At 49.4% G+C, this 20,742-nt stretch carries 15 protein-coding genes; 11 read left to right on the forward strand and 4 right to left on the reverse strand.

Annotation, left to right across the window (positions count from 1 at the left end):
• Positions 1-179 precede the first annotated feature (179 nt).
• Both ACR32F_RS01540 and ACR32F_RS01545 read left to right on the forward strand, forming a co-directional pair.
• On the forward strand, positions 180-1,409 hold the full coding sequence (locus ACR32F_RS01540; protein WP_440115492.1) for an anhydro-N-acetylmuramic acid kinase: 1,230 nt from the start codon (positions 180-182) through the stop codon (positions 1,407-1,409).
• A 125-nt stretch (positions 1,410-1,534) separates the two neighbouring features.
• Complete coding sequence (locus ACR32F_RS01545; RefSeq protein ID WP_440119641.1) at positions 1,535-2,374, forward strand: MurR/RpiR family transcriptional regulator; 840 nt, start codon at positions 1,535-1,537, stop codon at positions 2,372-2,374.
• Positions 2,375-2,524: 150 nt separating this feature from the next.
• On the opposite strand, the gene murQ is transcribed toward ACR32F_RS01545, so the two are convergent.
• Together murQ and ACR32F_RS01555 are read right to left on the reverse strand one after the other, a co-directional pair.
• Positions 2,525-3,430 carry an N-acetylmuramic acid 6-phosphate etherase gene (murQ, locus tag ACR32F_RS01550; protein ID WP_440115494.1) on the reverse strand — a complete coding sequence of 302 codons (906 nt, stop codon included), beginning with the start codon at positions 3,428-3,430 and terminating at the stop codon, positions 2,525-2,527.
• A 22-nt stretch (positions 3,431-3,452) separates the two neighbouring features.
• Entirely contained in the window at positions 3,453-4,415 is a 963-nt protein-coding gene (locus ACR32F_RS01555) for an N-acetylglucosamine kinase (RefSeq protein WP_440115496.1), read from the reverse strand.
• Between the two features lie 361 nt (positions 4,416-4,776).
• Here ACR32F_RS01555 and ACR32F_RS01560 point away from each other — a divergent pair, with 361 nt between their 5' ends.
• The 7 genes from ACR32F_RS01560 to nagZ all read left to right on the forward strand — a co-directional run bounded on the left by ACR32F_RS01560 (position 4,777) and on the right by nagZ (position 12,952).
• Positions 4,777-6,129: an ABC transporter substrate-binding protein gene (locus ACR32F_RS01560; RefSeq protein ID WP_440115498.1), complete on the forward strand. Its 1,353-nt coding sequence runs from the start codon at positions 4,777-4,779 to the stop codon at positions 6,127-6,129.
• A gap of 136 nt (positions 6,130-6,265) precedes the next feature.
• Positions 6,266-7,189 (forward strand): carbohydrate ABC transporter permease, encoded by a 924-nt coding sequence (locus tag ACR32F_RS01565; RefSeq protein ID WP_440115500.1) that lies wholly within the window; start codon positions 6,266-6,268, stop codon positions 7,187-7,189.
• A 37-nt stretch (positions 7,190-7,226) separates the two neighbouring features.
• Positions 7,227-8,060: a carbohydrate ABC transporter permease gene (locus ACR32F_RS01570; RefSeq protein ID WP_440115502.1), complete on the forward strand. Its 834-nt coding sequence runs from the start codon at positions 7,227-7,229 to the stop codon at positions 8,058-8,060.
• Between the two features lie 50 nt (positions 8,061-8,110).
• The gene (locus ACR32F_RS01575; protein ID WP_440115504.1) at positions 8,111-9,220 is read left to right on the forward strand and encodes an ABC transporter ATP-binding protein; all 1,110 of its coding nucleotides are present in this window, start codon (positions 8,111-8,113) and stop codon (positions 9,218-9,220) included.
• A 43-nt stretch (positions 9,221-9,263) separates the two neighbouring features.
• Positions 9,264-9,974 (forward strand): hypothetical protein, encoded by a 711-nt coding sequence (locus ACR32F_RS01580; RefSeq protein ID WP_440115506.1) that lies wholly within the window; start codon positions 9,264-9,266, stop codon positions 9,972-9,974.
• Complete coding sequence (locus tag ACR32F_RS01585) at positions 9,971-11,188, forward strand: exo-beta-N-acetylmuramidase NamZ family protein (protein WP_440115508.1); 1,218 nt, start codon at positions 9,971-9,973, stop codon at positions 11,186-11,188. The genes ACR32F_RS01580 and ACR32F_RS01585 overlap by 4 nt, the downstream gene beginning before the upstream one ends.
• A gap of 66 nt (positions 11,189-11,254) precedes the next feature.
• Entirely contained in the window at positions 11,255-12,952 is a 1,698-nt protein-coding gene (nagZ, locus tag ACR32F_RS01590; protein ID WP_440115510.1) for a beta-N-acetylhexosaminidase, read from the forward strand.
• 179 nt (positions 12,953-13,131) lie between these two features.
• On the opposite strand, the gene ACR32F_RS01595 is transcribed toward nagZ, so the two are convergent.
• Positions 13,132-14,544 (reverse strand): serine hydrolase, encoded by a 1,413-nt coding sequence (locus ACR32F_RS01595; RefSeq protein WP_440115512.1) that lies wholly within the window; start codon positions 14,542-14,544, stop codon positions 13,132-13,134.
• Positions 14,545-14,797: 253 nt separating this feature from the next.
• Here ACR32F_RS01595 and ACR32F_RS01600 point away from each other — a divergent pair, with 253 nt between their 5' ends.
• Both ACR32F_RS01600 and ACR32F_RS01605 read left to right on the forward strand, forming a co-directional pair.
• The gene (locus tag ACR32F_RS01600) at positions 14,798-16,771 is read left to right on the forward strand and encodes a methyl-accepting chemotaxis protein (RefSeq protein WP_440115514.1); all 1,974 of its coding nucleotides are present in this window, start codon (positions 14,798-14,800) and stop codon (positions 16,769-16,771) included.
• A gap of 433 nt (positions 16,772-17,204) precedes the next feature.
• The gene (locus ACR32F_RS01605) at positions 17,205-18,422 is read left to right on the forward strand and encodes a DUF2087 domain-containing protein (RefSeq protein ID WP_440115516.1); all 1,218 of its coding nucleotides are present in this window, start codon (positions 17,205-17,207) and stop codon (positions 18,420-18,422) included.
• A 143-nt stretch (positions 18,423-18,565) separates the two neighbouring features.
• Here the strand turns inward: ACR32F_RS01605 and ACR32F_RS01610 are convergent, their stop codons facing one another.
• Entirely contained in the window at positions 18,566-20,566 is a 2,001-nt protein-coding gene (locus ACR32F_RS01610; protein WP_440115518.1) for a methyl-accepting chemotaxis protein, read from the reverse strand.
• Between the last annotated feature and the right edge of the window lie 176 nt (positions 20,567-20,742).

Raw genomic sequence — 20,742 nt, forward strand, 5'->3', positions numbered from 1 at the left:
GGGAATGAAACGGCATATTTAAGCGAACAGGAAGGGGCGCTCTGACGCCTCTTTTTTTTATTTTCAGTTTTGTAATTTAATTTCACGTAATGTTTGACTTGTGAAATTTTATATCATATACTGGGTGAAATGTTGGCAGATGAACGTGTTCATCGGGTCTTGCGGGAGGTTGGAAGTGAATGGATACAGGCAGCTATCCGATGTGGGAGAAGTATCGTTTGAAGCGGGAGCATCTGGTGATCGGACTCATGTCCGGGACGTCTCTGGACGGAACGGATGCGGCACTGGTGCGTATTCAGACCAATGAGAGCGGGGCATTACAGCAGATGGATCTGGTTGATTTCGTCTGTGTGCCGTATTCGAATGAATTGAGAGATGTCCTGATCTGGTTATGTTCACCGGAGACAGCTCGTGTTGACGAACTGACAGCCGCGCATTTTGGTGTATCGGAATGGTATGCGCATAGCGTTATGGAACTGATGCGGTCTGCGGGCATCTCAACAGAGCAGGTGGATGCGATCAGCATGCATGGACAGACGGTATGGCATGCCCCTGTGGCGTCCGCATTCCCAGGGCCAACGGGAGCAAGTCTCCACGTAGCATCCACATTGCAGATTGGTGAATGTGCTGTGGTGCGGGAACGTACGGGACTGCCGGTGATTGGCAACCTGCGTGCGCGGGACATGGCAGCAGGCGGGGAGGGCGCGCCGCTTACGCCCTACGCGGATGCCATGATGTTCCGCAGTTCGACAGAAGGACGTCTGGTGCAGAATATCGGGGGTATTGGCAATGTGACTGTGCTTCCAGCCGAATCTTCTGCCGAGGACATATCGGCTTTTGATACAGGGCCGGGCAATATGGTGATGGATGCCATTGTGCGACAGGCTACGGAAGGACGGCAGCATTATGATCCGAATGGAAGCATGGCTGCACAAGGGAAGTTTGATCCAGAACTGGTCGAGCTGTGTCTGGACGACGAATATTTCAGGAGAATACCTCCCAAAAGCACAGGACGTGAAGTTTATGGCGCTGCTTATGCCAAGCGTCTGATGGAGCATGCTGCTGCACGTTCCTTATCCATGGAGGATACTCTGGCTACGGCGACCTGCCTGACCGCGGAGACGATCGTGCGCGCAGTAAAGGACTTTGTGCTGCCGAAGGTGTCCATCTCGGCCATGCTGACCTGTGGCGGCGGAACCTCCAATGCCACCCTGATGCGAATGATTCGCGAGAGACTGCCAGAGGGCATTCGTCTGGAGCGCACAGCAGATTATGGTGTGCCGGATGATGCCCGGGAAGCGATTGGATTCGCACTGCTTGGGCATGAAGCGCTGATGGGCAGAACGAATACGCTTCCTGCTGTTACGGGAGCCAGACATGCGGTGATCTCGGGAATCCTGACATTATAACTGGACAAGGTATGTCGGTTAACGGGCTGTTGAATCGAAGCAACTTCGAATTAGACGTGGCAGAAATTATAGGATAAAATGCTTGTACATGAATGCAGTATGGAAAGGAGGAGCGGATGGCAGGCATGAAAGGTGGACTTGTACGTTTACGCGCATTAATGGACGACCTGACCCCGTCGGAACGGAAGATCGGAGCTTATATTCTCGATCACCCGCAGGAAACCGTCCAGTCGTCGGTGGCACAGCTGTCTGAACGGAGCGGGGGCAGCCCGGCGGCTATTATCCGTCTCTGCAAATCGCTGGGAGTAGCAGGTTTTCAGGAGCTGAAGCTCAAGATTGCCGGAGATTTGCAGACGGATGAGCAATATAATTATACGGAGATTCGTCCCCAGGACTCCATGGAGAGCATTATCCAGCATGTGTCCGCGAACAATATTCAATCGGTGAAAGATACGGTCCATATTTTGGACCCTCGCCTCGTCGAGCAGGCTGTGGATGTGCTGCACCGGGCGAAACGAGTTTTTTTCTACGGGGTGGGCGCTTCCAATCTGATTGCGCTGGATGCACACTACAAGTTCATGCGTATCAACCGCACCAGCTTTTCGTTCGCCGATCCACATATGCAGATCTCGTCTGCAACGACGCTTCGTGAAGATGATGCGGTGGTGTGCATCTCGTATTCGGGGGAAACATCCAATGTGATCTCCTGTTTGAAGCATGCCCGCGAAGGTGGCGCAGCAACGATCAGCATTACCAAGTGGGGCAGCAATACACTCAGCAGTCTGGCTGATGTACCCCTGATGATTACGTCCACCGAAAGCGATATTCGGAGCGGGGCGACATCTTCACGCATTGCACAGCTCAATGTGATTGATATTCTGTATCTGGCCATTGCCAGCCGGGATTACAGTCAAACGGTGGAATATCTGGAGAAGAGCCGGCAGGCTATTCTGGAGCATAAATGAAGCACAAAGAGTCCCTTGCTGCCATAAGCAGAAGGGATTTTTTGGATGATAACATGTGGTTAGATGTGAAAAGAAAGCCAAAGGAGCCCTGACTGATGGTCGGGCTCCTTCGTATTCCAGAATGGATTCCTGCGTAATCTGGTCGCTTGTCTACAGTGGGCCTGCAATCGCGCTGCGGACGAAGCCGTCCGCCAACTTAAGTCTGCGGGCGGCTTCCGCTGCATCAACACCTGCCATTAACATGACAATAGCGGTCTTGACATGACCATCTGCAGCGACAAAGGCTTGTTCGATGTCCGCTTCCTTCGCTCCGGTCGCCAGCTGAATCATGCGCTTGGCCCGGTGGACCAGCTTCTCATTGGAAGGGTTCAGATCCACCATAAAATTACGATATACTTTGCCCATGCGGATCATGGCCGTTGTGGTCAGCATGTTCAGTATCATCTTCTGGGCACTGCCTGCTTTCATGCGTGTAGAGCCCATCACGACTTCTGGCCCTACGACAGCCTCGATGCTAACATCAGCCAGCGGAGTCATCGGTGTATCTGCGTTATTACTTAGGCTGATCACTCTAGCGCCGATCTTTCTGGCGTGTTTCATCGCTCCGAGCACATAGGGTGTCCGACCACTGGCGGCAATGCCTACAACGACATCGTTTTCGTTCAATTCGTGCTCATCCAGATCCACGGCTCCCGCTTCCTCACTGTCTTCAGCACCTTCCACAGGGTCTTTCACAGCGCGAAATCCGCCTGCAATAATGCCCTGCACCATGGAGGGTGGTGTGCCATAGGTAGGAGGGCACTCCGAAGCATCCAGGATACCCAGTCTTCCACTTGTGCCTGCACCAACGTAGAAAAGCCTTCCACCAGACTGAAAAGCTTCCACAATAAGGTCGGCTGCCTGAGCAATGACCGGAATAAGCGGTTGAATCCGTTCGGCAATTCGGCGGTCCTCCTGATTAATTAATGCCATAATTTCTGCCGAGGGCAGTTCATCTATATGATCCGTCTGCGGATTAGGTTGTTCAGTTAACAAAGAGTTAAGCGTATGATTCATCCGTGTGGCCTCCTTTTCTCTTTCAAAATGATTGATGAAGTGAACATCTTCGCTGCGCGAGCTGTGCTGCACCTACTGCCGGAGCCGGGGCATGCTCTCTGCATACGAAATTCAATGCACCATAAGATTCGGATAGCTTATGAACAAACGTATCACGGAACAGTGCAGAGTAGCGAAACATGGACCCTGACAGAACGAATGGGGCGGAGGGGAATGAGTTATGGCGTGCAATTAATGCCTTTGCTGTATCTGCAAGTAGTCGGGCTTCATCAGCAATGAGTATTCTGGCCACGTTATCTCCCGCATCGGCGGCTTCTATGGCCAAGCGAGCAATGGAAGCCGTATGGGTCTTCCCCCAACCGGATTGGTATACAAGCTGCTTCAGATCGATCAGATTCGGCAGATCCAGCTTCTGTTGGAGAAGAGGGGTTAATTCGGTTGGCGGAAGAATGCGATCGTAGCTTTGCATGACCGCCTGGAGCGCTCGCTGTCCTATGTGATAGCCACTTCCCTCGTCTCCAAGCAAATGTCCCCAACCTCCTGCACGATACCGTTCCCCTTCCGGTGTAAATCCGTATACGATGGACCCCGTTCCGGAGATGCACAACACACCGTGAGTCTGTCCTATGGAGGCCATAAGAGCAATTTCTCCCTCTGAAACGACCCAGACTTGACAATCGGCAGCATCCTGCCGCCGGTTCTTCTTCATATAGTCCTGTATGGTGTCAGCAATCCATTGTCGCTCTTGAATAGTATCTACACCTGACATTCCGAGACATATACCTTCACAATTCGACAGTGCTCCTTTTTCGGACTGAAACAGCTGATCCAGAACCAGATGCAGTTCCGACATGGCTTCTTCAAAAGGTACACTATGGGGATTGCTTGCACCGCCACGGAACTCGGCAAGAATGTCCCCGGAGTCAGAAATGATTGCTGCATCAGTATTGGTACCGCCTCCATCGATGCCTGCATATATTCGCAACGTGGCTCACCTCGCTAGCTTGTGTTTTCTTTTTTCATAGTATAGAGGCATAAAACGAAAAAGTAAAATTAAATTTTATGATAAAAAATAATGTTGAATTTTTATTTTACAACTCATATAATGAACTCAATCTACAATTTTGGAAGGAATTAATACTGTTAATGTTAACTTAGTTGACGTTAATATTGCATTTAAGAGGTTGAGCTTGCTTGCAGGTTGAACTTACAAGGAGGTGCTGGTCCTTGCGTCCGCTTTTAATCTTTTAATAAGTGGAGATACGGGTTGAAGCTGGATTGTGATAAGGGGTAGCAGGATGGGGTCATGAGATCATTGAAGATGATACGTGAAGGAGATGAAAGGGATGAAAAGGAAGGGTCTTGTATTGGCAATGCTGTTGATGATGGTCTGGGTTACAGCCTGTGGGAACAGTGGTGGGGCTGCATCGGATGATCCGAATGCGGACGATACCGTAACAGTGTGGACATATCCGGTACATGGCACATATGAGGATGAGTTGAAGGATCTGATTACTGATTTCAATAAGGAACATCCGAATATTACCGTGAAAACGGAAATGCTCTCCTGGGCGGAAGGCCCCAAAAAATTCGACGTTGCTCTGAACGCGGGCAATCCGCCGGATCTGTACTTCCATAGTGTAGACGGCACGTATGTAAATACGGGTCTGGCTCTGGAACTGGATAGCTACCTGACGCCTGAGATCAAGGACGACTACCTGCCGGGTACGCTGGAGCTCGGACAGATTCAGGGCAAGCAATACGGACTGCCCTTGTATCAATTCCAGTGGGCCTGGGGTGGTAACAAACGCATTCTGGAGGAAGCGGGCATTGACTGGCAATCCATTCAGCAACAGGGCTGGACGTGGTCCGAATTCAATGAAGCTGCTGCCAAGCTGACCAAAACGCTGGATAACGGAAGCAAACAGTATGCGCTGGTTACAGACGGTACTTCGCTTGATTTCATTGAAATGCTGTCCCGTAACAATGGCATGATCGACGTTCTTGACAAAGACGGCACGTTCCAGTGGAATGATGGTCGCATTCTGGACACGCTCTCGTTTATCAAAAACATGATGGATCAAGGATACATGCCGAAGGAAACGGCCGCGCTCGCTCCGGCGAAACGGACAGATATGTTCTATGCTGGTGAGACAGCAATCATCTCCAAGGCGATTCCTTATTATGACGTTATGATTCAGAACCGCAACAAGGATATTGACGACGGCAAGGTGCAGGGCGAGAAAATTGATTTTGTATTGCTGCCTGTGCCGCACAATGACGTCCAGCCTGCGGCGACGACGATGGGTGGCGAGGGTTATGTCGCCTTCAAACAGAAGAAGGATAAAGGCGAACAGCATGCCAAAAATACATTCCTCGTTATGGAGGCGCTGAGCGGTGCCAAAGCCGGCAATTCCGCTAATGAACTGGCCCTGCCTTTTGTCAGACAATCCCAGGTGGATCTGTTCAAAGGCAAGGAACTTGGACAACAGGATAATCTGGACGCTGCTAAAGTAATGGCTGAACATATCGCGATGCCGGTTGTACTGGAACTGGACATCGACAAAGCATCCCAGCAAAAACAATTCAAGGAACAGGTTGTGAAGCCGAACATTCAGGCGCTGTTCTCAGGTGAGAAAACACCGGAGCAGATCGCGGAAGACTTCAAAAGCAAAGGGCAGCAGATGTTTGGGCAATGACTTGTACCATACTTGAACCATATTTCGAGCGATACCGTGGGGTCGTACCTAAGTCATAACTCAAATCATCATACCGACTATCATCTGAACTAAGGCATCGTGCAACAACACACTGACTAGGAGAGGAGGATTCGCCATGCAGACTGCCCTTGCGCCAAAGCCGTCCGTGCCCCGGACTTCCCGGGTTGGACGGTTTTGGCGAGATTACGGGTGGGCGTATTTGTTCATTTTGGCGCCTGTCCTGCTGTTTCTCATTTTTACGATGTACCCGGTGCTGACGGCACTTGTGATGAGCTTCCAGAAATACAACATCATGAATTCAACGTGGGTGGGACTGGATAACTACGAACGTCTGGTGAAGGATGAAACGTTCTGGAAGTCGATTAAAAATACAGTAATCTTCACCGTAGGTACAGTCCCGGTCAATATTCTCATTACGTTTGTGCTGTCCTACTTCATCTTCCAGATGAAAAGCAAATGGCAGACTTTTTTCAAAGCAACCTTGTATCTGCCAGCGGTAGCTTCCGGAGTAACGATTTCCATTGTATGGCTGGCGATCTTTGATCCTACCGATTCAGGATTGCTCAACCGATTTCTGGGCTTGTTCGGTCTTGATCCGGTGATCTGGCTGGGTCAGTCAGGTACGGCACTCTTTTCACTGATTCTGATGAACTGGCTTGGATCGCACGGAGCGGGCATTATTCTGTATCTGGCAGCCATGGGCGGCATTCCAAAGTCTCTGTATGAGGCAGCAGACATCGACCATGCGAGTGGCTGGACCCAGTTCAGCAAAATCACCTGGCCGCTGCTCAAGCCAACAACACTGTATCTGCTCGTGACGGGCGTCATAACGTCCTTTCAGGTATTCATCTCTGTCTATCTGATGACGCAGGGTGGCCCGAACTTTGCAACCACCACGATTGCTTATCTGATCTATGAGACGGCATTCAAATTCTACGAATTTGGACTCGCTTCGGCGCAGTCATTTGTACTGGCAGTCATCATCATTGTGATCTCCGTCATCCAGTTCAAATATTTCTCCAGCGACATTGAGTATTAAGATTGTTGCAATAAGCACCCGGGGGTGAATGAAATTCATGAAATCAACACAGAAAAAGACATTGCTTGTTGTAGCATCCATTCTGCTGGCGGGCTGGGCACTCGTTACGATCATCCCGATGTACTGGATGCTGGTCGGTTCGGTGCAGGATACGACGATGTCGGCTTCGTTCAAACCTCAGATGATTCCGGAGCAGCTATCGCTGTCGCCGTATGAGCGTTTTTTTGCCAAAACGGATGCATGGCGCTGGTTATATAACTCGCTGCTGATCTCGGTCATTTTGACGGTAACGAATGTATTCTTCGCCTCTCTGGCGGGTTATGCGTTTGCCAAATTGAAATTCCCGGGCAGCCAGGCGGTATTCTGGGTTTTGCTGGGCACCATGATGATTCCGGCACAGGTCACATTGATCCCGCTCTACATTCTAATGGTCAACGTGTTTGACCTGGGGGATACGTATACGGCTATTATTCTGCCTGCGGCGGTGAGTGTGGGGAACATCTTCCTGATGAAGCAGTTCATGTCGACACTTCCGACATCTCTGATTCATGCAGCCCGGATCGATGCATGCAGCGAATTCGGCATTTTCTGGAAAGTCATTCTGCCCATGGCGAAACCAGGAATTGCGGTGCTGGCGATCTTCACGTTTGTCGCCTCGTGGAATGAATTCTTCTGGCCATTCCTCATTACGAATTCGAATGAAATGCGTACGGTTCAGGTAGGGCTGGCCTCGTTTGTATTTGCCGAATCGACCGACTTCGGTGCAATGATGGCGGGGGCGACGATTGGAGCACTGCCGATGATCATTCTGTTTTTCTCACTGCAACGCTATTTCCTGCAGGGCATTACAATCGGAGCAGTTAAAGGTTAAGGTGAGTTAGCCCGTCAAGGACAAGCGACAACGTAAAGGGGGATCTACCTATGGCACGCGTGGAGTTTCGCCAAGTGCGTAAAGAATTTAAAGACGATCATAAAGGAACGTTCACGGCTGTAGCCGGTTCAGACTTTGTTATAGAAGATAAGGAATTTGTCGTTTTTGTCGGCCCTTCGGGCTGTGGCAAAACGACGTCACTGCGGATGATTGCCGGGCTGGAAAAACAGACGAGCGGTGATATTGTCATTGGCGACCGCATCGTGAATGATCTGCATCCGAAGGATCGGGATATCGCGATGGTATTTCAGGATTATGCGCTCTACCCGCACATGACCATCCGTGAAAATCTGTCCTTTGGCCTCAAAAATCTGAAGAAGCCCAAGTCCTATATTGATGAACAGGTGCAGAACGCTGCATCCATTCTGGGGCTGGAAGCGATGCTGGAGCGCAAACCGCGTGAGTTATCCGGTGGTCAGCGTCAGCGGGTAGCGGTAGGTCGGGCGATCGTACGTGATCCTCAGGTGTTTCTGTTCGATGAGCCGCTCTCCAATCTGGATGCGAAGCTGCGGGTACAGATGCGGGTGGAATTGGGCGAGTTGCACAAACGGCTGGGTGCCACCATTGTGTACGTCACCCATGATCAGGTGGAAGCGATGACCCTTGGGGAACGAATCGTGGTCATGAATCATGGGGATATTCAGCAGGTGGCATCGCCCAAAGAACTGTATGCAAGTCCGCGTAATATGTTTGTAGCGGGATTTATCGGCTCTCCGGCAATGAACTTCATCGATGCACGTATTGAAGGAACACAGGTTGTGGTGGAAGGGGCATCCTTCACTTTGCCAGAGGATGTGCTTGCCCGCTTGCAAGGCTATCAGGGCAAACAGGTGATTCTCGGCTTGCGTCCGGAGCATTTTTTCGGAGAAGATGTTGCACCGAATATTCCAAGAGATCATATGCTTCAGGCTCGTGTTCAGGTGGTGGAGCATCTCGGTTCAGAGAATCTGGTCTATTTCCATCTGGGTGCGCGAACCGTCACAGCCAAAGTACATCCAGAGACTCATGCCTATGTCGGCATGGACAAAAATTTCGTGCTGGATTTGCGCAAGGCGCATTTTTTTGACCCGAAGACAGAAATGGCCATTGGACGAGAGTAAGGTTATATCAGTGGAACGAATGGCAAGAGAGGGGAGAACGGAGATGCGTAAGCTGAGTGAGGTGTTGGTCAAGTCGGGGGCAGAGATCTATCGGGATATCATTTCGGTGGCCCTGTACAGCGTGGTTAGCTCTATCGTGCTGGTGCCCATTCTGATATTTGCTCCGCTGCCTATGGCGGTGCTGCTGCTGGCCGTGATTTATATGCCGATGTTGTTCGGTGTCTGTTACGCCGTGCATCACAGGCTGGAACGCAAGGAACGTCGGAATGGATTGCGGGATCTATGGAGCGGAACGTTGAAGGGACTCATGCCAGGAGGGGCTGTAGGGGTGCTTTTCGCGGTGCTTGGCTTCATTCTATGGTCTACCTGGTGGTATTACGGCGGACAGGGCGGGATGACTGGCATGGCGGTAAGTATGTTCCAGACGTTCTTCGTTCTCATGGCCTTGATGTCGCAGTTCTATACCTGGCAGCTTGTTTTACAAAAAAACATGGGCATCATTCAGGCGATGGGGGAAAGTGTGAAGCTGTTCTTACGTCATCCAGGGTACACGATGGGCGCCTGTTTTCAGGCATTGTGTCTAACTGGTTTGCTGATGTTGACCGTAGTTGGTTTCGGAGCGCTGTTCGGAGGTATGTTTGCGATCTATCAGCATAAAGTTGCTTTGAATGTGCTGGAGCCTGAAGAGGAGACTGTTCCATCCGGCGGCAATGACCACCAGCATAACGGTTGGATAAGCCAGGGGAATGTATGATGAACAGAACGAACATAAGAGGAAGGATGGACGGCTTCAAACGAAGACCCCGGGTAAGCACCGGAACGGATCTTCTGTCCAGAGGGCTGTCGCATCCATGGTTAACGGATGCACGAATCGGTCTGTTCACGAACCCGACTGGCATTACGGCTGATTTTGTCTCTACAGTGGATGTATGTTCCGGATTGGCCGATGCCGAGTTTACAGCGCTCTATGCCTGTGAGCATGGACTGGAAGGAGAGCTTCAGGCCGGAATACGGTTCGGGGATACGTTGCACCCAAGGCTGGGCATTCCGGTGTTCAGCCTGTATGGTGAACACAAGAAGCCTACTTCCGCGATGCTGGCTGGGGTGGACACGGTACTGTTTGATATTCAGGATGTGGGCATCCGTTATTACACGTATGCCTCAACCTTATTCCACATGATGGAGGCCTGCGCTGAAGCTGGCAAACGCATGCTGATTCTGGACCGCCCCAATCCGCTGGGCGGAAACGTTGTGGAAGGCGGCGTGCTGAGCGCGGGGTATGAATCGCTCGTTGGTGCTTGGCGTGTTCCTGTCCGCACCGGATTGACGATCGGTGAGTTGGCCCTTCTGGTGAACAGTGAAATGTCGGCGTCCTGCGAACTGGGTGTGATTAAGATGGAAGGGTGGCAGCGCTCCATGGAGTTTACGGATTGCGAACTTCCCTGGATGCTGCCTTCTCCCAACATACCCACCCTGGATAGTGTACGAGTATATGCGGGTACGTGTCTGTTCGAAGGTACTAATGTGTCGGAGGGCAGAGGCACGACCCGACCCTTTGAATGGATTGGCGCACCGTGGGTAGATGGTGAACGACTGGCGGAACGCTTTTGTAATCACCAACTGAAAGGCGTACACGCACATCCGGTTTACATGTCGCCAACCTTCTCCAAGCATGCAGGTGAGTTATGCGGAGGGGTTCGAATTTTCGTGACGGACCGCAAGGAATTTCGGGCGGTAGACACAGGGCTGGTGCTTTTGCATGAGCTGGCTTCGATCTATCCCGAGTATTTTCGCTGGTTGGAGCCGCCACAGCCAGGTTCCCGCTATTTTATTGATCTGTTAACCGGAGGCAGGGAAGTCAGGGATGGCATTCATGACCGTGATGAACTGATTCGTTTGATGGAAGTATGGAATGTACAGGCAGAAGAATGGAAGGAGCGGCGGAAGCCGTTTTTGCTATACCTTTAAAGAATGATGTTCATCCATAGATGATCACATAATGTACGGAAGTTTGTTATGGGGAGGAGGCGTGTAATGAGTGGGCAAAAAGAGTTGTACCAGTCGAAACTGAAACAGATGACCCTGCGTGAGAAAATCGGCCAAATGCTGCTATGTGGCTTTCATGGCACTGAAGCGACTGGTGATATTAATACCTTTCTCCGAAAGTATCCGATCGGCGGCGTAATCTATTTTGCACGTAACATTGAGTCACCAGAGCAGGTAGAGCGGTTATCGTTAGGGCTACAACGGATCGCCAAAAGCAGCGGTAATGTGCCGCTCTGGATATCCATTGATCAGGAGGGCGGTATGGTCGCCCGAATTACCGATGGAATAACCCTGATGCCAGGGCAAATGGCGATTGCAGCTGCCGGTTCCATTGACGATGCTTATCAGGCTGCATATATCAGCGGGGTGGAACTGAAATCCATGGGCATTAACATGAATTTTGCTCCGGTATTGGATGTGAACAATAACGCCGCCAATCCGGTAATCGGTGTACGATCATTTGGCGAATCTCCACAGTCTGTTGCAGAATATGGGGCCAGGACTATTGCAGGAATTCAGGACGCTGGTATTGCAGCGACAGCCAAGCACTTCCCGGGACATGGGGATACCGATACCGATTCCCATCTGGACCTCCCGATGATCACTCATGATCGTGAACGGGTAGAACGCCTGGAGTTGATTCCGTTCCGAGCCGCCATAGCCGAAGGTGTCGATGCGATGATGTCGGCACATATTTATTTTCCGGCTCTGGAACCGAATCGTCTGCCTGTAACATTGTCGCCAACCGTATTAAGCGGATTACTTCGTCAGGAACTGGGTTATGAGGGCATGATCGTGACGGATTGCATGGAAATGGACGCGATTGCCGTCAACTATGGTACCGTCGATGCAGCCGTGATGGCAGTAGAGGCCGGAGCGGATCTGGTGTTAATCAGCCACACGGCTCAGCTTCAGGCAGAGGCATTTGATGCGTTGGTAGCAGCTGTGAAGAGCGGGCGGATTAGAGAGAGTCGCATTGATGAATCGGTAACCCGCCTGCTGATGTACAAGGCAAAACGTGGTTTGCTGGAAAATGGAATGGGCAGTGCGGGTAATGATGATTTGTACAGTGTAGTATCGAGTACATCTTCCTCCGAGGTATCAAATACTCCTGCTCCATCCAGTGGGTCAGAGCGCAACAGTTCGTTGCATCAGAAGGTGGCCCGGCGAATTAGCGAGAATAGTATCACACTGGTGCGTGATCAGCTGAATATGCTGCCTTTGAAGCTGGAACGCACGCTGGTCATTACGGTTGCCACGTCTGTGACAACGATTGCTGATGAACAGCTGACTCAGGTGGTCACCTTGGGATCAGCCTTATCCTACTGTGGTCTGGATGTTGTCGATCTGATGGTTACACCTGAGGAAGTTGCCATCCGAACTGCCCGCTTGCTTCAGGCTGCGGAAGGGGATGACATCTGGCAGATTGTGGTGGGGACCTATAATGCGGGAAGCCCTTCTGGAGATCCACAGTGCAGGCTAATCGGCTGGTTGCAGCAATTGGGTAAACCTTTGACGGTTGTGGCACTGCGAAGTCCCTATGATCTGCTGGCGATTCCGGAGGCCCAGGTCTATGTAGCGGCTTACGAGAGCCGACCGCTTGCCATGGATAGCGCCGCTCGGGCGCTGATGGGACATATTCCTTTTGCCGGGAAACTTCCTGTAACGATAGAGGAAATACGATGAAAGAGCAGCTGGACAGTGATGGGGATATGAAATAATCTACCTTTTGCGGAATGAAGAAAAAACGAAGTGTTGAATGGACGAAGCGGAAGTGTATCCGTAAAAAATAATACATATACAGCCCAAAGGGACGATCCTCTTCAGGACCGTCCCTTTGGGCTGTATAAATGAATAATCATGAATTATTGCAAACCCAGTGCCTTGGCAGTCTGTATCTCGACCTCATCCATAAGTGAAGTCATATCCATGCCTGCGTGGTTACCGAGCAGGATAATCGTGATATCATCCGATAAATTTCGTGAAAAGGCTGTGGCAAAACCACCGCCGCTACCGTTATGGAAGACGGTACGATTCGGACCATTTTCCTTGAGAATCCAGGCGTAGCCATAATTTTTATCCGAATAAGGCTTGTACATCTGTTCAATCGTATCCTGGCTCAGAATTTGATCGGTGTACAGCGAACGATCCCATTTCAGCATATCGTCCACGGTGGAATAGATCGTTCCTGAACCGGATTGTGAAACGTAATAAGGAGCGGGTACCCACTCTTTACCCTGTGCAACAAATCCACTAATGGTATGAACTTTACGGGAAGCTTCCCCGGAGTTTTTCATCCCCAAAGGTTTCAAGATGGTCTGCTGCACGTAATCGGCATAGCTCACGCCGGATACTTGTTCAATGACATAGGCAAGCAGAACATAGCCGCTGTTGCTGTACAGGTAGGCGCTATCGGGTTCGAATTTCAGCGTTTTGTGCCGAATTTCCTCAACGGTTTCTTCCAATGAAGTCCCTTCGCCCCGGCCAAATGCGGATGGAAGGCCTGAAGTTTGGGATAACAGCATATGCAAGGTGATCTCGTCGCCCTTCGGTATACCCGAAATGTACTTGGAAATGGGATCTTGTACATCCAGCTTCCCTTTTTCCACCAAGCTGAGAATAGAGGCAGCCGTGAAAGATTTGCTCAGTGAAGCGATTCTAGTCTTCTGATCTGGACGGTTCAGCGTCTGTTTATCTGCAAGTCCGTAGCCCTGCCGGAGCAGCACTTCGCCTTTGCGGGCAATCAAAGCCATGCCTGGATACTTGATTTCACGCAGATAACGGTCTACACTGGCGACTTCATTGTCCAGCAGACTTACTTTATCTGTTTCAATATTAACGCTCATCTGTCCTGAAGCCATTCGTTGTAGCTTGATGTCGGCTTTCAGCGCGTTTGCCATCAGCCTTACCGGTACCATTAAAGTACCGTTAACCGTTCTGGAACTGACACTGGAGGCCAGATGATCATGGTTAACCGTAATGGATTCACTGCCAGCTTGATGAACCAGCTTGTCTCGTCCATAGGTAATGGTTGCCGTTTTGGTAGAGGTGCTCCATTTCAAGGTACCTTTAACGGAATTAACGACGTCCCGAAGTGGTACAAACGTAGTTCCTTTAATGATCAGCGGTTCGTTCTTCCAGGATTGTTGCTCACCATTAACTTCAATATGAACGGTCTGGCTCAGCGTTGCTGCCGTTGCAGCTGCGCCGAATTGACCCAGAACAGGACCGGTAACCAAAATGAGTGCAAACAAGATGCGGAAAATGGATGAATACATAGGGACAATCGGTCGTTTCCATTGAGACTTGCGTAAGATTCGAATCCTCTCCTTCCAATCGTTTCATGAATAACCAGCTTATGAGCATTGTAAACGATCTCGCAGAGGGGGTCAAAATGGACATGAGCATGGAGTGTTTCATTATCCTAACAAAAATAATTAAAATTCGAATTAATTTAGTATCTATACATAATATTTTTACATCGTTTGTCCGATAAAAAGAGGGGTGAAGATTATGATGGGGGATAGTTAAATGAAGAAAAGGGTTCGAAATTGGTTCACGTTATCCGTAAAGAAACGCCTGATTGCTGCATTGCTCCTGTTCCTGATGGTACCGAGCATTACCGTGGGATGGTTGTCTTATCAAAAAGCAGCTGACCAGGTCAAGGAAGAAATTATTCGTTCCGCACAGGCCAAGACAGAAATGCTGAGTCTGCAAATTAATCAGATGCTGGATATGGAGAAGGATAACGCTGCGCAGATCGCGGCGGGTATTACTTCCAACGATATTATCAATAAATCCCCTGCACTTCAAAGGCAGATGGACCGGATGTCTGAGAACCACCAAGAACTGGGTGTACTTACCGCAGGAGCTGAAGATGGCAGCTGGATGAAATCCCCTGATCCTGGGGAACAGATCTATGATCCACGGGAACGCAGTTGGTATAAGATGGGGATGTCACAGGATGAACCTATTATTTCGGACACCTTCCAGTCCGTAACCACAGGAGAATGGGTGGTAACGGCAGCAGCCAAGCTGGCTGATGGCAAAGGGGTATTCGGGGCGAATGTGAGTCTCAACCACTTGAAGGAATCTGTCAATCAGATACATATCGGTGAAAAAGGAAAACTGTACATGCTGGATAACGGCGGGAAGTTCCTGTTCCATTATAAGATTGAATCCGGTGTGCAATCCAATGAGAGCTACATTAATGAGATGTATGCGAATGACAGAGGAACCGTAAAGTATACATATGATGGACATGAAGTGGAGGCTGTGTATTATACGAATCCGATAACCGGTTGGAAAATTGTTGGTGAGATGCTTCCTTCCGAAGCGGATGACGCCGTAAGACCAATTATGATCCGTACATTATCCATTGTAGGCGTTTCGTTGATCATCGGTATTATTCTGCTCGTGTTCATTATCCGTAGCATTCACCGTCCATTATCGCAATTAACACAGGCGGCAGCCAAAGTAAGTGCGGGTGATCTGACCGTTCGGGTAGGGTTACAGCGTCGGGATGAGTTTGGACAGCTTGGAGACAGCTTCGATACCATGACTGCTTCGCTCCGCAATGTCCTTGGAGAGGTGCATGATACGTCAAGTCAGCTGGCAGCATCTTCTGAGGAACTGATGGCGAGTTCCGAGCAGACCTCCAAGGCAACAGAACAGGTTGCTGAACTGATGCAGGATGCAGCAGTAGGAACGACTTTGCAAAACGACAGCCTTGCTGCTACAGGTCAACTCGTTGGAGAGATGTCTATTGGGGTCAAAGAAATCTCATCAAGTGCCGAAGACGCAGCTCGCATAGCTGGTGAAGCATCAACCAAGTCCGAAGCGGGTATGGTTACAGTGGAAGAAGCGGTTGCACATATTCAACAGGTAAACGACGAGAGCAGGGCTATGGCTGTGGTTATTGAGGATCTTCGGGCGAAAAATGGAGAGATACTGGAGATCGTGGCCGAAATTACGGCCATCGCCAAGCAAACGAACATCCTTGCATTGAATGCCTCTATTGAAGCGTCAAGAGCGGGTGAGCAAGGGCGCGGTTTCGCCGTGGTTGCCAATGAAGTTAAGGCACTGGCTTACAGTTCGGGTACTTCAGCAGAGCGTATTAATGTACTGATGCATGAGATGCAGGAGAAAACGAATGCAGTACAATCCACCTTTGCCCGTACAGGAGAAGGTATGGTGAAGAGTTCGCAGATGATTACGGAAGCCGGAGAGGCCTTCCATAATATTCGTAATGCCGTGCAGTTAGTGGCTGCACAAGCTGGTGAAGTATCCATCGCTTCCCGTCGGATTGATGGAGGCATGGGTCATGTGACCAAGGCAGTAAATGACACCATTGTTCTATCTAACAAGATTGCTTCAGGAACCGAAGATGGTTCGGCAGCTGCTCAGGAGCAGTTGGCAACAATGGAAGAGGTAGCAGCATCCTCGGCTGCATTGTCACGTATGGCTGAAGATCTGCAAAGCTTGATTGAACGCTTTAAGTTATAACAGAAGCGCTAACGAACCTACCGCGTCTTAATAGACAGAAAATCTAGGAATGTAACATTTAACAAATTTCAGTAACGTTATTTCGTCATGATAGGGTGTTTAGAACCTCAAATTAGACCCAATCGGCGAAATAACGTCTCTGTGATTCGTTAGACCTCGTACCTGGGTGAATCGAAGCGGATAGCGTGTGCTCGATTCATTAGAATAAAATAACGCTGAACAAGGGGTGTCCTCCGTCATGCTGATGACTTGGGGACACCCCTTTTTGTATTGGAGCGTTCTCCATTCGTTTTTATTAAAGACATACATAGGTTACTGTTGATTGACAAAATGTAAACAAAAATATAAAATGTCTATAAATAAACAAACAAATAAACAGATGTTGGCGAAAAAGTTTTTCAACTTATAAATATGCTCAAAGGAGTCCCATTCAATGAAATCATCGGAATCAATGTTGCAAACAGCCTCGCTGGAAGAGATCAAACGTGGATATGTGGAGGAAGGGCCAGCATACGTATGCGTCTGCTGTGGCTATAGGACGGAAGTGGGCATCATCTATCCAGAAGAGGGTGTGCTCTATGAAGCAGCACGCTATATGCGTGTCCATATCGAGAAAATCCACGGCTCGGTATTCGAATATTTGCTGGAGCTGGACAAAAGTGTGACCGGATTATCGGATGTCCAGCGTGGCTTGCTGGCCCAATTCTATGAAGGCAAGAAAGATCCCGAGGTACAGAAAGCACTTGGCATAGGGAGTGCTTCCACGATCCGCAACCATCGGTTTGTACTGAAGGAGAAGGAGCGGCAGGCCAAGATATTTCTGGCACTGATGGAGCTTCTCAAAAGTAAAGATACCCATGCTCCAGCGGAGTGGGTGTCCCCTGTTAAAAGTCATGTGCATAAGATTCATTCCGACTCATTTGATATTTCAGAACAGGATCGGGTGAAGGTGCTGAAAAAGTATTTTTCGCAGGGAACGGATGGTCCGCTGATTACTTTTCACATGCAGCAAAAGCATAAATATATCGTGCTCACCGAGATTGTCAAACGATTTGATCCAGAACGCAAATATACCGAGAAACAGGTCAATGAGCTGCTGAAGAAAGTCTATGACGATTACGTCGAAATACGGAGGTACCTGATTGACTACGGCTTGATGGAACGTGAAGAAGACGGTAGCCAATACTGGCTGGCAAGCACAACAGATCAGCGTGGTAAAGACAACAAACGGGGACGTAAAGAATCCAAAACGCAGACAGATGCAGAGAAAGGGGAGAAAAATGAAATGAACCGCCGTAAAGAACTGCAAGAACAGGCCAAGGAGGTCAAGACCGAAGCAGGGGTATATCAGATCCGCAATGAGCACAACGGCAAAGTGTATCTCGACAGCACACTTAATCTGAAAACCCTTAATGGTCAGAAGTTTATGCTGCAGATGGGTAGCCATCTCAATCGCCAGTTGCAGGCGGAATGGAATGAGTATGGAGAGAATGCCTTCATGATCGAAGTGCTGGAGAAATTGAAAAAAGAAGACAGCCCCTATTATGATCCCAAAGATGCATTAGCCAAATGTTTGAATCGCTGGTTTGATCAGCTTGAGCCGTATGGGGATCAAGGGTACCATGGAGATAAAAAGGAATCCGGTAAATAAGTGATCCATTTCATCTAAAAACACGACATGACAGAAAAAGTCCCTTTGCCGCTATGATGGCAAAGGGACTTTTATACGTTGAAGACCAATGTCTACCTGTGTTTACCTGAACACGATAACCTATTTATCGACATGAAGCCGGTTTACAGCTTGAACTGTTCCACGAGCTTTTGCAGCTTATGGGCCAAGTGGGCGAGAGAATCAGCAGAAGAGGAAATCTCCTGCATGGAGGCAACCTGTTCCTCCGTGGCTGCAGAGATGTTCTCCGTTCCATCGGCATTTGTTTCCGAAATGGTGTGAATCTGATCAATGGATTGTACGACTTCGGCTGTGCTTGCAGACATCTGCTGTGAGGCGGCTGCAATGTTCTCAAGCTGCTGGTTGACGACCCCGACGGCCTGACTAATCTGTGCAAAAGCTTCATCTGCAAACTGAACGGCACGAATTCCGTTGCTTACATCCTGTTTGCCCACTTGTACATTCTGATTGGCCATTAGAATCTCCTGTTGAATCGATCCAACCATCTCTACAATCTTCTGGCCGGACAGACTGGATTGCTCCGCGAGCTTGCGAACCTCGCTGGCAACAACGGAGAAGCCGCGTCCATGCTCACCTGCACGAGCTGCTTCGATAGAAGCATTGAGAGCAAGCAGATTGGTTTGTGCAGCGATGTCTGTAATGACAGATACCATCTCGCCAATGGATGTGGAATGTTGCCCAAGTCGCTCTGCCGTCTCTGCCATACTTTGCACGAAGCGACTGACGGAATCCATCTCGGAAACGGCCGTCTGCATGGTGGCATTCCCTTTATCCGCGAGCTCACTTGCTTGCATGGCAGCCTCGGATACTTGCTGTGTACTGTTCGTTACCTGTCCCACACCTCCGGCCAGCTCATTCATCTGCTGCGCCGTATGCTTGAGGCTGGTCGCTTGTTTCTCAAGTCCAGCTGCGGCCTCTTCTGTAATCAGGGCGACCTGCTCTGTTGCTTTGGTTGTCTCGGATGAGTTGACTGCCAATTGTGTTGAAGAGGCGGTTAACTCGTCAGCCGTGTGACGGACATCCTGAATGACGGTTCGCAGGGATTCGCTCATCTTATTAAAGCTGGTGCTCAGCTTCCCGAATTCATCCTGTCCCAATACAGCAACCTCGATGGTCAGATTACCATCACTAATTTCGTTCGATGCCTTCACCAAGCGGTTTAGCGGTCTGGTGATCGACTGGACAATCCAGAAAATAATGATGGAGCTTATTGCAATTGCAATTGCTATAACAACAAGTGTGGTATACAGAATTGGACGGACAGATTCCGTCACTTCATTACTGTCAATGACACCTACCACGGTCCAGCCCGTCATTTCATTGGTGGAGAAAAAGGCGTGTTCTTCGTTTCCGTTTAGCGTATAAGTTAGACTTCCGTTTTTCTTTGCAAAAATATCTTTATAGGGTGCCATGGTTCCTTCGGTTCCCGGTTTTTCGATAGGATGTACGATGATTTTATTGGTATTGTCGATGATATAGACATAGCCCTTCTCCCCGATCTTGGTTGAGTTAACCGTCTGGGAGAGGCTTTCAAGTGACAGGCTGACAGAGACAACACCGTGGCCATCCGCTGAAGTCTGGGCTACCGAAGCAACAACATTGCCGGTATTGCTCGATATGTAAGGAGTGATTACGGTAGGGACATCTTTGTTCTGTGTAGCAGCTTGATACCAGGGACGTTCGCGTGGATCATAGCCTTCTTTGTTCACTGCAGTTACAGGGGAATTAATATAGACGCCTTGATCGGTACCGATGGAGGCAAGTTCCACATCGCTATGGGTTTCTTTATAAGCATCGAGCAGGGTGCGGATAGTCTCTGTTTCATCGCCCTGTTTCGGTCCAACGTTGCCTGCATCCAGCTGGCTTGCCAGGAAATCTACATTTTTACGTGTAGCCCCAATGATCTGGTCAATGGTCTGATTCAGTACATTTACACTGCTGCTCGCGTTCTCATACATTTTCTCTTCAACCTTGGCATCGGCAGTTTGGAAGGAAATAATGCCTAGACTAATCGTCGGAATGAGCAGCACAATGGCAAAGGACAATATCAATTTTTCTCTCATCTGTAGCGTTCTTGTAGTCCCTTGTTTACGAATCTTCTTCACACACATTCCCCCTCTGTGTAACCCATCCCTATGTCTGGTGGACAAGTTCAATCTGGTAAAAGATATTTCGTTCCATCCTTTCCAGATGTTTCTGGTGTTATCGTATGACAAAATTCGAGTTTATTCAACATGAATTATGATTTTTGTGAAAATATTTTTTGGTTGTATAGGTATTT

Origin of the sequence: Paenibacillus hebaui (genome assembly GCF_051934385.1) — a bacterium.
Taxonomy (GTDB): domain Bacteria; phylum Bacillota; class Bacilli; order Paenibacillales; family Paenibacillaceae; genus Paenibacillus.